Source organism: Mesorhizobium sp. AR07, from assembly GCF_024746815.1.
GTDB lineage: Bacteria > Pseudomonadota > Alphaproteobacteria > Rhizobiales > Rhizobiaceae > Mesorhizobium.
Window position 1 is genome coordinate 496,189 of the sequence record NZ_CP080525.1, and the last position, 12,627, is coordinate 508,815.

The 12,627-nt window shown below is 62.6% G+C and carries 17 protein-coding genes; 5 read left to right on the forward strand and 12 right to left on the reverse strand.

Annotated elements, in window-relative coordinates; genetic code table 11:
• The first annotated feature begins 76 nt into the window (after positions 1-76).
• Positions 77-328, forward strand: coding sequence for a DUF1127 domain-containing protein (locus tag BPNPMPFG_RS02570; RefSeq protein ID WP_258593110.1), 252 nt, complete (start codon positions 77-79; stop codon positions 326-328).
• Positions 329-352: 24 nt separating this feature from the next.
• Here BPNPMPFG_RS02570 and BPNPMPFG_RS02575 read toward each other — a convergent pair whose 3' ends face one another.
• From BPNPMPFG_RS02575 to purC, 6 genes are all read right to left on the reverse strand, one after another.
• Positions 353-994 carry a Pr6Pr family membrane protein gene (locus BPNPMPFG_RS02575; RefSeq protein ID WP_258593111.1) on the reverse strand — a complete coding sequence of 214 codons (642 nt, stop codon included), beginning with the start codon at positions 992-994 and terminating at the stop codon, positions 353-355.
• Between the two features lie 4 nt (positions 995-998).
• Positions 999-1,406 carry a hypothetical protein gene (locus BPNPMPFG_RS02580; protein WP_258593112.1) on the reverse strand — a complete coding sequence of 136 codons (408 nt, stop codon included), beginning with the start codon at positions 1,404-1,406 and terminating at the stop codon, positions 999-1,001.
• Positions 1,403-2,068 (reverse strand): glutathione S-transferase family protein, encoded by a 666-nt coding sequence (locus BPNPMPFG_RS02585; RefSeq protein WP_258593113.1) that lies wholly within the window; start codon positions 2,066-2,068, stop codon positions 1,403-1,405. The genes BPNPMPFG_RS02580 and BPNPMPFG_RS02585 overlap by 4 nt, the downstream gene beginning before the upstream one ends.
• Before the next feature lie 87 nt (positions 2,069-2,155).
• On the reverse strand, positions 2,156-2,824 hold the full coding sequence (purQ, locus tag BPNPMPFG_RS02590) for a phosphoribosylformylglycinamidine synthase subunit PurQ (protein ID WP_258593114.1): 669 nt from the start codon (positions 2,822-2,824) through the stop codon (positions 2,156-2,158).
• A gap of 268 nt (positions 2,825-3,092) precedes the next feature.
• Positions 3,093-3,335: a phosphoribosylformylglycinamidine synthase subunit PurS gene (purS, locus tag BPNPMPFG_RS02600; protein WP_027028126.1), complete on the reverse strand. Its 243-nt coding sequence runs from the start codon at positions 3,333-3,335 to the stop codon at positions 3,093-3,095.
• Between the two features lie 43 nt (positions 3,336-3,378).
• Positions 3,379-4,173, reverse strand: coding sequence for a phosphoribosylaminoimidazolesuccinocarboxamide synthase (gene purC, locus BPNPMPFG_RS02605; protein WP_258593115.1), 795 nt, complete (start codon positions 4,171-4,173; stop codon positions 3,379-3,381).
• 275 nt (positions 4,174-4,448) lie between these two features.
• On the opposite strand from purC, the gene BPNPMPFG_RS02610 reads away from it, so the two are divergent.
• Together BPNPMPFG_RS02610 and BPNPMPFG_RS02615 are read left to right on the forward strand one after the other, a co-directional pair.
• The gene (locus BPNPMPFG_RS02610; protein ID WP_258593116.1) at positions 4,449-4,769 is read left to right on the forward strand and encodes a DUF1476 domain-containing protein; all 321 of its coding nucleotides are present in this window, start codon (positions 4,449-4,451) and stop codon (positions 4,767-4,769) included.
• Positions 4,770-4,879: 110 nt separating this feature from the next.
• Positions 4,880-5,653 carry an HpcH/HpaI aldolase family protein gene (locus BPNPMPFG_RS02615; RefSeq protein ID WP_258593117.1) on the forward strand — a complete coding sequence of 258 codons (774 nt, stop codon included), beginning with the start codon at positions 4,880-4,882 and terminating at the stop codon, positions 5,651-5,653.
• A gap of 6 nt (positions 5,654-5,659) precedes the next feature.
• Here the strand turns inward: BPNPMPFG_RS02615 and BPNPMPFG_RS02620 are convergent, their stop codons facing one another.
• Positions 5,660-6,214 carry an RBBP9/YdeN family alpha/beta hydrolase gene (locus tag BPNPMPFG_RS02620; protein ID WP_258593118.1) on the reverse strand — a complete coding sequence of 185 codons (555 nt, stop codon included), beginning with the start codon at positions 6,212-6,214 and terminating at the stop codon, positions 5,660-5,662.
• A 243-nt stretch (positions 6,215-6,457) separates the two neighbouring features.
• Between BPNPMPFG_RS02620 and BPNPMPFG_RS02625 the strand changes: the two genes are divergently transcribed.
• On the forward strand, positions 6,458-7,270 hold the full coding sequence (locus BPNPMPFG_RS02625; RefSeq protein WP_258593119.1) for a VOC family protein: 813 nt from the start codon (positions 6,458-6,460) through the stop codon (positions 7,268-7,270).
• 194 nt (positions 7,271-7,464) lie between these two features.
• Here BPNPMPFG_RS02625 and purB read toward each other — a convergent pair whose 3' ends face one another.
• The 3 genes from purB to BPNPMPFG_RS02640 are packed head-to-tail and all read right to left on the reverse strand — an operon-like array spanning position 7,465 to position 10,078.
• On the reverse strand, positions 7,465-8,772 hold the full coding sequence (gene purB / locus BPNPMPFG_RS02630) for an adenylosuccinate lyase (RefSeq protein ID WP_258593120.1): 1,308 nt from the start codon (positions 8,770-8,772) through the stop codon (positions 7,465-7,467).
• A gap of 59 nt (positions 8,773-8,831) precedes the next feature.
• Positions 8,832-9,296, reverse strand: coding sequence for a hypothetical protein (locus tag BPNPMPFG_RS02635; RefSeq protein ID WP_258597042.1), 465 nt, complete (start codon positions 9,294-9,296; stop codon positions 8,832-8,834).
• Between the two features lie 56 nt (positions 9,297-9,352).
• Entirely contained in the window at positions 9,353-10,078 is a 726-nt protein-coding gene (locus BPNPMPFG_RS02640; RefSeq protein ID WP_258593121.1) for a DUF2259 domain-containing protein, read from the reverse strand.
• A gap of 132 nt (positions 10,079-10,210) precedes the next feature.
• On the opposite strand from BPNPMPFG_RS02640, the gene BPNPMPFG_RS02645 reads away from it, so the two are divergent.
• Entirely contained in the window at positions 10,211-10,465 is a 255-nt protein-coding gene (locus tag BPNPMPFG_RS02645; protein ID WP_258593122.1) for a DUF2171 domain-containing protein, read from the forward strand.
• Between the two features lie 9 nt (positions 10,466-10,474).
• Here the strand turns inward: BPNPMPFG_RS02645 and BPNPMPFG_RS02650 are convergent, their stop codons facing one another.
• Both BPNPMPFG_RS02650 and BPNPMPFG_RS02655 read right to left on the reverse strand, forming a co-directional pair.
• Positions 10,475-11,500 (reverse strand): P1 family peptidase, encoded by a 1,026-nt coding sequence (locus BPNPMPFG_RS02650; protein WP_258593123.1) that lies wholly within the window; start codon positions 11,498-11,500, stop codon positions 10,475-10,477.
• A complete protein-coding gene (locus BPNPMPFG_RS02655; RefSeq protein ID WP_258593124.1) occupies positions 11,500-12,573 on the reverse strand; it encodes a branched-chain amino acid ABC transporter substrate-binding protein in 1,074 nt (357 codons plus the stop codon). The genes BPNPMPFG_RS02650 and BPNPMPFG_RS02655 overlap by 1 nt, the downstream gene beginning before the upstream one ends.
• Positions 12,574-12,627: the final 54 nt, after the last annotated feature.

A 12,627-nucleotide genomic window follows, 5' to 3' on the forward strand; every position in this document is an offset into this window, starting at 1 on the left:
TTGCACCGAATTGTGAGTCAATACATATCAACGCTGCGCCAAAAAGGGTGCAATTTGGAATTCTGGTAGAAAGAAGATGAATACAATCGCGACAATCAATCATTCGAGAGCCGAGTTGTCAGGCCAATCGACACGCCCATCGGGCCGGCGCGGCTTTGTCAGCCGTCTGGTGCGCGTGGCCAGGTCGCTGGCGACATGGATCGACTATCTGCTGGAGCGTCGGCGCAGCCGGCTGGCGCTGCTGGAAATGACCGACGACCAGCTCAAGGATATCGGTATCTCGCGCTGCGATGCCCACCGCGAGGGGATCAGGCCTTTCTGGGACTGACCGTGATCCCAAAAATGAGACGCCTTAGCGGACGCTCGATACCCTGACGCGTGAAACGCCGTGGTCCGCAAGGACGGCGACCACGCACAGCACGAGAAAAAGTCCTGTGATGGCCGCCGCTGAGAGGGCAACGCTGGCCACGCCGTTCTTGGCGACATCGAGAAAGGGGTAGGGCACTTCGCCGGCGAGCGGTGCCCGCGCCAGCGCATAGACCAGATAGGCCACGGGATAGAGCACCCACCAGGAGATGTCGTTCCACCGGGTCCTGCCGTCTGCGCCCGATATCAGCCACCACAGCACGAACAGCACCGGCGTCACATAATGCAGCAGAACATCGCAGAGCAGGAACAGGCCCTGCGGGTGCCATAGCCGTGACAGCACCGTCGCATAGACGATGAAGACCAGGGTGATAGAGACGGCGACGCCCGCGCGCATCCGGAATCCGGCGAAGGCAGGCAGCCACGCATAGCCGGTGGGCGACAGCAGCGACGTGTACACCAGCACCGCGCCGATGTTGGTCAGGATGGTGAAGAAGCTGAGAAGGAAGATGATCGAGCCGAGCAGGCTGCGGCCTGCTTCCATCGACGCTGGAATGCTGATGCAGAACTGCAGGACAAGCCCGGCCAGACCTATGGTCAGACCGGCGATCTGCAGGAACCGGCCCATTGCCCTATGCGGCCGCCGTGCAGGAGGGATTGCCCGCCTGCCAGCGGGCGATGTCCGAGCCGATACGCGCGCCGAGCGGGTCGTTCATGAGCGGTCCAAACGCGTCGACGCGGCTCGAATTGCCTTGTGCCTGCACGACCAGCAGCGGTTTGCCGCCATAGTGCTTGGCCGGCACGAGCAGGAAGCGCGGCGTGCCGCTGAACGAATTCAGTTCGTTGGCCATCTGGTATTGCTTGAAGGCGGGGTCCTTGCTGGCGATCCAGCATTTGTGGGCTGATATCGCCACTTGTTCCATGGCCAGCAGCGAGGCACTTTTACCAGAGGGCACAGGTGTGCTCTTCGGGCTCGACTGGCAGGATGCCAACGCAAAGCCCGCCGCGGCAACCAGGGCGATCGTCCTGCTCTTGATCAAGCGGCACCCATCTCGAGTTCGGACAGAAAAATCTTCAGGCCATCGGTCATCTCGCCCCACACCCGCGACAATGCCGGATGCTGCGAGGCGATCTGTTCGTAGGCATCGAATTTGGGATAGGCGTCGAGCAGGTCGTGACTTCCTGTCATGGCCCGGAACTGGTTGAAGATGAACCGCGTCGGCGTCAGCCAGGCGTCGGCGAAACTGATGTCGTCGCCGAGCGCGAAGGGGCCTTGCGCCATGCGCGCCTCGATCGCCGCCAGTCCGTGGTGCAGGCGGGCGAATTGGGCGTCGATCTCGGCATTGTTTCGCTTCGGCACGAAATGCAGCTCGAAAAGCTTCATCGTAGGGGTCAGCACGTCGAGATCGGTGATGCGGGCGAACATGCGCACCAGGGCGCGGTCCTTGGAATCGGACGGCAGCAGCGCCGGTTCGGGAAAACGCTCTTCCAGATATTCGGCGATGACCACCGATTCGACGATCGTCTCGCCCGAGCCGGTGATCAGCACCGGTATCCGGTTGAGCGGCGAAATGGCGCGAAACTCTTCGGGGATGGGAAAACCCGGCGGCGGCGCGATGATCTTGAGCGGCACGTCCTTGATGTAGGCCAGCGCCCGCACGATCGACGAGTAGGGCGACAACGGTCGCGAATAGAGTTTCATGACCGTCTCTCTCCCCCACAAAGCGGACTTGCCCCGACAAGGAGACAGGAATGTCCGGCTGTTTTCAAGGCGTCCGCCTCGATGATGTCAGGCTGCAATGCCAAGCGCGCTCTCGAACAGTGCCCGGCCGTCGCTGCCGCCATGGGCGGCTTCGATCAGGTTTTCCGGGTGCGGCATCAGGCCGAGCACATTGCCGCGCTCGTTGATGATGCCGGCAATGTCGTTGATCGAGCCGTTGGGATTGGTGCCGTCGGCATAACGGAACACCACCTGGCCTTCGCCTTCGAGGCGGGCAAGGGTCTCGGCATCGGCGAAATAGTTGCCGTCATGATGCGCCACCGGCGAGCGGATGATCTGGCCCGGCTGATAGCGGCGGGTGAACATGGTGTTGGCGTTGGTGATCTGCAGCTTGACCTGCCGGCAGACGAATTTCAGCGAGGTGTTGCGCATCAGCGCCCCCGGCAGCAGGCCGGCCTCGACCAGGATCTGGAAGCCGTTGCAGACGCCGATGACCGTCACGCCCTTGGCCGCCTTCTCGGCGACCGCCCGCATGACCGGCATGCGCGCGGCGATCGCGCCGCAGCGCAGATAGTCGCCGAAGGAGAAACCGCCTGGGATGGCGATCAGGTCGACATCGGGGATTTCGGTGTCGGTCTGCCAGACGGTGACCGGCGGTTTTCCGGAAATCTTGGTCAGCGCCGCGATCATGTCGCGGTCGCGATTGAGGCCAGGCAAAAGGACGACGGCTGATTTCATTCGGTTCGTAAGGCCTCTGAGCTTCGGCAAGTTCGCGCAGGTCGAGACGTCTGTCTATGCGTTCAAGACGCTCGTCCTGTCGGGCAAGAATGCCATAGATATTATGGATATCGCTTTGCGTCGCCACCATGTGGCCCCGCATCACGTTCAGTTCCCGTTTCGTCTCGGAAACGTCCTGACGAAGCTCACCGATTTCGTGATGCACGCGCTTCAGAAGCTCGAACATCAATTCATTCGTGACTTCCGACATCCCGCCTCCGGTACAACCTCAGGTAAGCGTCACACTATAATTCTCAATCACGGTATTCGCCAGCAGCTTGTCGCACATGGCTTTCAGATCGGCTTCGGCCTTGGCCTTGTCGCTTTCCGCCAATTCGACGTCGAACACCTTGCCCTGCCGCACCGCGCCGACGCCGCCGAAACCCAGGCCGGACAGGGCGTGTTCGATTGCCTTGCCTTGCGGGTCGAGCACGCCGTTCTTGAGGGTGACGGTAATGCGGGCCTTGATCACGCTGGACATGCTCCTGTTCTGAATGTCGGATCGCAAGCCGCTATCAGTGCGGCTTGCCTTTGACGCCATCGGTCGAGGCGACAAGCACCGGGCCGGTGGGGCGCGGCGGCTCGTTCTCGTTCATGATGCCGAGGCGGCGGGCAACTTCCTGATAGGCTTCGACGAGGCCACCCATGTCGCGGCGGAAACGGTCCTTGTCGAGCTTGTCATGCGTCGCCACGTCCCACAGACGGCAGGAGTCCGGCGAAATCTCGTCGGCGACGACGATGCGCATCATGTCGCCCTCGAACAGGCGGCCGCATTCGATCTTGAAGTCGACGAGCTGGATGCCGACGCCCATGAACAGACCGGAGAGGAAGTCGTTGACGCGGATGGCAAGCGCCATGACATCGTCGATTTCCTGCGGGCTTGCCCAGCCGAACGCCGTGATGTGCTCTTCCGACACCATCGGATCATCGAGCGCGTCGGCCTTGTAATAGAATTCGATGATCGAGCGCGGCAAGACGGTGCCTTCCTCGATGCCGAGGCGCTTGGACAGCGAACCGGCGGCGACATTGCGCACCACCACTTCGAGCGGAATGATCTCCACTTCCTTGATCAGCTGCTCGCGCATGTTGAGCCGGCGGATGAAATGGGTCGGGATGCCCATGCGGTTGAGGTGGTTGAAGATGTGCTCGGAAATACGGTTGTTGAGCACGCCCTTGCCGTCGACGACTTCGTGTTTCTTCTTGTTGAACGCGGTTGCGTCGTCCTTGAAGAACTGGATGAGCGTACCCGGCTCGGGTCCCTCATAGAGGATCTTGGCCTTGCCTTCATAAATGCGGCGGCGATTTTTCATCTGATTTTTTCTCTGGAGTTCCGGACAGGCGGCAAGCGACCATTTCCTGTCCGTCTGCCTGAAATAGTGCGGCTACGGTAGGGTTCAATGCCGGGTCTATCCCAATCACATCGTTTGCTCAATCGGCAAATCCTTCCAATCAACCGCTTTCGGGACTGAAATGCCGCAGCGCAGCATGCAACGAAGCGTATTGACCGGCTCACGACCTTTTGGTTTGTGCTTCGTCAACACATATACGTCATCACCAGCGAATCGATTTCCATCGGAGGGATGCCATGAGCAGCATGAAGGATCGCGAAGAGGGCTTTGAACGCAAATTCGCATTCGACGAGGAGCTTCGGTTCAAGGCCTCGGCGCGCCGCAACAAGGCGCTCGGTCTGTGGGCCGCCGAAAAGCTTGGAAAGTCGGGCACTGACGCCGAAGCTTATGCCAAACAGGTCGTCATCTCCGACATCGAGGAAGCCGGCGATCACGATGTGTTCCGCAAGATCCGCAAGGATTTCGATGCCGCCGGTATCGACCAGTCGGACCACCAGATCCGCCGCACCATGGACGAGATGATGGCGCAGGCGATCGAGCAGATCAAGAACACCTGATCCGATCGCGCATCCTGGACCAATCGACCGCCCGGCCTATCCGGGCGGTTTTTCTTTGCCTTTGCAGCGGTTTCCGGCTGAAACTGCCGACGTTAACAAGGAAAGCCTAGATGTCCCTGAAGTCCCGCCTTGCCGCCGATGAAACGCTGTTCACCGCATGGTCCGGTGTGCCGGATGCCTTGACTGTCGAGATTGTCGCCAAGCAGGATTTCGATGCCGTCACGCTCGACATGCAGCATGGCGGCCATCATGAGGAGAGCGTGTTGCGGGGTCTGGTGCCGGTGCTGGCCGCAGGCAAGCCGGCGCTGGTGCGCATCCCGGTCGGCCGCTTCGACATGGCAAGCCGCGCGCTCGATTTCGGCGCCGAGGCTGTCATTGCGCCGATGGTGAATTCCGTGGCCGATGCAAAACTGTTCGCCGCCGCCATGAAATACCCGCCGCTCGGCGAGCGCTCCTGGGGGCCGACCTATGCGTTTCCGCGCCACGGCAAGGGCGACCAGGCTGAGTGGCTGCGCGACACCAATCAGCGCACCATGGCCTTCGCTATGGTCGAGACGCGCGCGGCTCTCGATGCGCTCGACGGCATCCTCGACACGCCGGGCATCGACGGCATCTTCCTCGGCCCATCGGATTTTTCGATCGCCTGGAGCAACGGTGCGACCGTCAGTTCGACGCTGGAAAGCATGATGGAAACCGTGGCATCGGTCGCCGAACGCACCCGCAAGGCCGGAAAACATGCGGCGATCTATGTCGTCGAGCCGGCGATTGCCTGCCGCGTCGTATCGATGGGCTACCGTCTGCTGGCCATGGGCTCGGAACATGCGCTGATCGGGCTCGGCGCAAAAACCCTGATCAAGAGCGTCAGGGATTCGATCGGCTCCTGAGCTAGCTCAGGGCTTTAGATCCGTCAGGAATTTGGCGAAGGTCATTGAGCCTTCCGGCCATGGACCAAAGCCCGAATCCGCGTTGAGGTGACCGGTCTCGCCGGCGTCGATGAACAGCGAGCCCCAGGCGCCGGCAATGTCTTCGGCGACATCGAAGGCGCAGAACGGGTCGTTGCGGCTGGCGATCACGAGCGAAGGGAAAGGCAGCGGTTCGCGCGGATAAGGACCGAACGTCATCAGGTGCCTGGGCTTGATCTTGGGGTTGGCGACATCGGGCGGGGCGACGAAGAAGGCACCGGCGACGGGCTTGCGGAACTGCGGCATGGCCTGCACTGCCGCGGCGACACCCAGTGAGTGCGCAACGATGACGACCGGCCGCTCGGCCTCGTTGACCGCCTTGGCCACGCTCGCCGTCCAGTCCTCGCGCACCGGTTTGGACCACTCCGCCTGCTCGACGCGGCGCGCCGTCGACAGCTTCGACTGCCAGCGGCTCTGCCAATGGTCGGGGCCGGAATTGGTGTAGCCCGGCACGATGAGAATATCTGCTTCCTTGACCTTCATGGTGCTGAAATAGCGAGCGGCGTCGCTTCGTGCAACGGTCGTGAACGGCGCTCTTGATCACAATGGTGAACACGATGTTCGCTTCTTCAAGTCTTGTGTGAACGATGCCGATGGACGATTTGTGGTGGGAAAAGAAACAGCCGTGTGCGAAACCCTTTGGAACTGACACGACAGACGATGATTGGCGGCGCGGGGCTCCTTGCTTTGGGAGTTTCGACGCAGGCCGGTCGAACGGAGCATTTGATGAGTGAATTGCCTTTTGCCGCCACCACCCCGGTCAGCGTTGCCCGCGTCGGGCTGAAGGCGCGTGACGCCGAAAATCTCGCCGAATACTATCGCAAGATCGTTGGGCTGCAGGAGTTGAGCCGTGCCGACGGCGCGATCACGCTTGGTGCCGCCAACCGTCCGTTGCTGGTCATCGAGGCGGATGCCGCGGCAAAGCCGGATGATCCGCAAAGCGCCGGCCTGTTCCACACCGCTTTCCTGTTGCCGAGCCGCGCCGATCTCGGCCGCTGGATCAACCACGCCATCGCCAACAAGATCGCCATCGAGGGAGCTTCGGACCATCTGGTCAGCGAAGCGCTGTACCTGACCGATCCCGAAGGCAACGGCATCGAGATCTATGCCGACCGTCGTCCGCAGGACTGGAAGTGGAACGGTGACAAGATCGCCATGGCGACCGAGCGGCTGAACATTCCGTCCGTGGTTGCCGAAGTGCCGGCGGGTGACGCCGGCTGGCAGGGCGCGCCGGAAAACAGCATTGTCGGCCATGTCCATCTGCGCGTCGGCAGGCCGGAAGATGCCGAGGCCTGGTGGCACCAGGAATTCGGCTTCGACACGGTGGCGAAATATGGCGGCCAGGCGGTGTTCCTGTCGTCCGGTGGCTATCATCACCACATCGGCGCCAATGCCTGGCGCAGCCCCGGCGCCGGCCGCCGCGACCCGGGCCGATCCGGTCTGGCCTGGATCGAGATGCGCTCGGACAATGTCACCAGCCCAGTAACCCGCGAAGACCCCTGGGGCACGGTGATCAAGACCGTTCCCGGCAAGGCTTGATTGCCACCTGGCGACAGCGTCTTTCTCCCCGTCACTATACGGGGAGAAATGCCCGGCAGGGCAATGAGGGGCAGCGCCAAAGTCGTGAAATTGTCAAAGCGTGAATGGGTGCGGTCGTCGCCGAGGTCGGCGCTGCCCCTCATCAGCCTGCCGGCACCTTCCCCGTATAGTGACGGGGAGAAGGAAAGCTAGCCTCAGGCTTCCCCGAACACCCGCTTGAAGATCGTGTCGACGTGCTTGGTATGATAGCCCAGGTCGAATTTCTCGCGGATTTCGGCTTCGGGCAGCGCAGCCGTCACTTCCTTGTCGGCCAACAATTCCTCAAGAAAATCAGTGCCTTGCTCCCACACTTTCATGGCGTTGCGCTGCACCAGCCGGTAGGAGTCTTCGCGCGACAGGCCGGCCTGCGTCAGCGCCAGCATGACGCGCTGCGAATGCACGAGACCGCGGAACTTGTTCATGTTCTTCAGCATGTTGTCGGGGTAGACGAGCAGCTTGTCGATGACGCCGGTCAGCCGCGACAAAGCGAAATCGAGCGTCACCGTGGCGTCCGGACCGATCATGCGCTCAACCGAGGAGTGCGAGATGTCGCGCTCATGCCAGAGCGCCACATTCTCCATCGCCGGCAGCGCCATGGACCGCACCATGCGGGCAAGGCCGGTGAGGTTTTCGGTCAGCACCGGGTTGCGCTTGTGCGGCATCGCCGACGAGCCTTTTTGTCCCGGCGAGAAATACTCTTCGGCTTCCAGCACTTCGGTGCGCTGCAGATGCCGGATCTCGATCGACAGCCGTTCGACCGACGAGGCGATGACGCCGAGCGTGGCGAAGAACATGGCATGGCGGTCGCGCGGGATCACTTGCGTCGACACCGGCTCCGGCTTCAGGCCCAGCTTTGCCGCCACGTGCTCCTCGACATAGGGGTCGATGTTGGCGAAGGTGCCGACCGCGCCTGAAATGGCACAGGTGGCAATGTCTTCCCTTGCATGAACCAGCCGCTCGCGGCAGCGCGAGAATTCGGCATAGGCCTGCGCCAGCTTGATGCCGAAGGTCGTCGGCTCGGCATGGATGCCGTGGCTGCGGCCGATGGTGACGGTGTCCTTGTGCTCGAAAGCCCGGCGCTTGAGTGCTGCCAGCAGGCCGTCGATGTCGGCGAGCAGGATGTCGCTGGCCCGGGTAAGCTGCACGGCAAAACAGGTGTCGAGAACATCGGAAGATGTCATGCCCTGATGGATGAAGCGGGCGTCGGGCCCGACGAATTCGCCAAGATGGGTGAGGAAGGCGATGACGTCGTGCTTGGTGACGCGCTCGATCTCGTCGATCGCCTCGACGTCGAATTTCGCCGCCCTGCCCTTCTCCCAGATGGTTTTGGCGGCCTCCTTGGGGATGACGCCGAGTTCGGCCAGCGCGTCGCAGGCATAGGCCTCGATCTCGAACCAGATGCGGAACCGGGTTTCGGGCGACCAGATGGCGACCATTTCCGGCCGGGAATAGCGAGGGATCATCGGTCAGTCCTGATTTGTCGAAGCGTTTGCCCGCGTCCTAACAGAGGCGGGCAAAATGCTCAACGCTGCTGCCGTGCAAACCAGACACTCGCGGCAAACAAGGCGACGAAACCGAGCGGAAAATAGAGCCGGATGCCCAGCACAACGAACTGGTAGAGCGCCACCTGCGTCGTGAAGACGAGCTGAAAGCCCCAGGTGAGGGTGAAAGCCGGGGCATGCCACTCGGCATAGTAGGAGCGGTATTGCAGCGCAAACAGTCCACTGGTCAGGCCGACGGTCGCGCCGAGCAGGCAAACGAACGCGGCCGCGAACGCGACCTCCCAGCGCCTTCCGAGCGAGACCAGCCGCGCCGCGAACAGGCCAACCGGAAAGGCGAGTGCTCCGCCACAGGCATAGAGCAGCGATACGGTGCGGATTTTTTCAGGTGTCTCCCAGTCGTACAATAACAGGTTGACGAGCGCGCTGGCGCCCATCGTCCCGGCCCACAGCAAGGCGCCGAAAAGAGCCGTACGCGGCGCCGGCATGGCGCGGCGAACGCGGCTCTGCGCGCGATTGCGCCTGGCGGGTTGAACGAGCGGTGTCACAGGCGGCCAGTCACCGCGATCCAACGAAAGTTCGGCCCTTCGAAGCCATATTGGCGCACGGTGATCAGCACCGCATAGGCGCTGAGACTGTCCATGGAAAACGTCTGCACGGCGCCGATGCGGTAGCCGTTCGGGCAACCCCGGCTCTTGGGGATCGACTTGTCTTCGTGCAGCAGCTTGGTCGTGCCGCCATCTTGCGCCTCGACGCGCAGCAGCCGAAAGCCATTGATCTCGCCCTGGCTCTCGCAGCCTTCGGTATTGTTCATGCCGACCTCGTCGAGCCGGAACTCGAGCGGCTGGTCGACCGGTGAGAAGATCGGGCGCGGGTTGACCACTATGCGGTGCGGATCGGCCGAAAGCTCGGTCACCGGGTTGAAGCCAGCGGTGATGCCCTTGTTGGCGGTCAACTCGGCCTGTTTGACGATTGCCTCGCCTTTCTGCCGGGCCTCGAGACGGGCCGCTTCGAGCGTGGCATTCTCGTCCTCAATCCGGACCCGGACCGGCGTCCCCTTGAGAAAACTGTCATCGTTCGTGTCGATGTAATAGCGGTTGGCATAGGGGAAGCCGGACCCATCCTGGACGCCATATTCCTCGAAGGCGAACACGCCACCATCCCTGGTGAAGCCGAGGATTTCAAGCTCGGCGACATCGCCGGCATGGGCCGTGATCGACGTCGCAAACTGAGCAGACAGGGCAACGGCAAACAGAAAGAGCAAGCGCATCGGTTCACTCCGGCAGCCGTGATCATTTCAATCCCCTAGCATGACAAAATCAAAACGTCGTGCGGTCAAAAAGCCGATGCATCCAATCGGCCCGTCATTTGTTATTGTCGGCAGTCCCAACGGAGAACCACCATGACCGACACCAGCAAAATTCGCGAGCATATGGAAGTCGTCGGCGCCGATGGCGTGCATGTCGGCATCGTCGACAAGGTCGAGGGTGAGCGGATCAAGCTGACCAAGGCCGACAGCGGCGAGGGCGCTCACAAGGGCCATCACCATTACATTTCCCTGGCTCTGGTTGCCGAGGTCGATGGCAAGAAGGTGTGGCTGTCGGCGAATTCCGATGTCGCGGTGACCTTCGAGGAAGAAAAATCCGATCCGGTCTGATCGGCTGCTTCACTCCCGGCGCGACCACCACACCGGAAACAAGTCATCATCGGCAGGCGTCGCGGCAAACACGCCGCGGCTGATGGCGCGCGCCATCGTGGCGCCGGCCGCGGCGTAGAGGTCGATCGCCGCGTCGGCCGCAAGCTCTACACCACTCGTACCCGTCGCCAGCGCAAACACCAGGTCGCCATCGGCCGGCGTATGCGTTGGCCAGATGGCGCGCACGAATCCGTCATGCGCCGATATCGCCAGGCGCTTTGCGGCAGCCTTGGTGAGAACCGCGTCCGTGGCAATGATGGCGATCGTCGTGTTGCCGCCGGTTTCCATCTGTCCGCCAACACGCTTGTCTCGATATTTCAAGAGAATCCGTTTCGCGTCGTCCGGCATCGGCGAGGGGTAGCCAAACCCACCAAATTCATCGCCGATTTCGAACGGTGCTGCCCAGAAATGGCAGGTTCGGCTGATGGTCACGGAGCCGGTCGGGTTGACGGCGGCCAGTGCGCCGACGGTGATGCCATTGTCCAGCAGGGTCGAAGCCGAGCCGAGGCCGCCCTTCAACCCCGAGGTCAGCGCACCGGTGCCGGCGCCGATCGTGCCGAGCTGGAAATCGGCGGTGGCGGCTTGCGCGGCTTCATAACCGAGGTCGCGATAGGGTGGATAGCGGCCCCAGTCCTTGTCGCCGCCATTGCGCAGGTCGAACAGGATCGCCGCCGGCACGATCGGTACGCGAAAGCCGCCGACCTCGAAACCGATGCCGCGCTCACGCAATGCCGCCTGGACGCCGGATGCCGCGTCGAGGCCGAAAGCCGAGCCGCCCGAAAGCACCACGGCGTGGACCGCCTCGACCGAATTGTGCGGTTCGAGCAGATCGGTCTCGCGGGTGCCCGGCGCACCGCCCAGAATCTGCACGCCGGCCACCGCCGGCCCCTCGCAAAGCACGGCCGTGACGCCGGACTTCAGCCTGGCGTCGGAAGCATTGCCGACGCGCAGGCCGGCAACGTCGGTGATCAGATTGCGCGGGCCGGTGCGAAACATCAGTTGCTTTCCAAGGGCGTAAAACGTGTGCCGTCGAAGCGGAAGACGCGGTAGGGGCTCTGGCTGAGGTCGCCTTTCGCATCGAAGCGGACCGGCCCGATCGCCGTGGTGAAATCATGCCCGGTCAGTGCGTCGGCTAGAGGCTTGCCCGAACTCTCGGACAGGTCTGACGCTGCCTTGGCGATCTCGATCGCCGCGTAGGCCGGCAGCGTATAACCGTCAGGCACGACCTTCTGCGTGGCAAAGGCCGCTAGGACTTTGGGGTCGGCGACCTCGGCCCATTCCGGCGGCGCGATCATCAGCGTGCCCATGGCATAAGGCACGTCGCCGGGCGGTGTGCGCAGATTCTCGCCGCCGGCAAAGGCAATGCCCGTTTCGAGCTGTGCGGCGTCGCGGCCCATGATGGCGATATCATCGCCGTCGCCGCCTGCGAAGACATGCGTGGCACCGGCCTTCTTCAGCCTGCCGACCAGCCCGATCTGGTTGTCGAGCTGCGGCCGGAACGTGTCGACGAATACCGGCTTCAGCGCCGCCTGCTCGGCCGCCGCCCGGAACGTCTCGGCGATCTCGCGGCCATAGATGGTGCCGTCGTCGATGATGGCGAACAGCTCGTTCTGCCATAGATGCGTGAGGCTGGAGGCGACGGCATTGCGCTCGTCGTCGCCGCGTGGTCCGAGGCGATAGACCGGCCAGCCGGTCTTGGCGCGGCGATCGGTCAGGCTTTCGGTTCGCACGCCAACGGTGATGACCGGAATGTTGGCGTCTTTCAGGATCGGCATCGCGGCCTCGATCGCGTCGGTGCAGAGAAAACCGATCACGACATTGACCTTGGCCGCCGCGAATTCCCTGGCCGCGGCAGCGCCGTCATCGGCGGTGCAGGCGTCATCCAGGGTCTTGAGTTCGATGCCATTCGCGCCGGCTGCGAGACCGGCGCCGGCCTCGATCTGCTTGCCGAGGATGGCCGATGGTCCCGACAAGGGTGCTGCGACGCCGACCAGCAGCGTCCCGGCATTCGTACCGCCGGCCAGAAACAGCCAGAACAGCGCCGCTATTGTTCTTGTCCCGGGTCGCATTCGAGCGATGGAAGCCTCCGTGCCGGTCCTATGCTCTTGGCACTATTTGCCGCC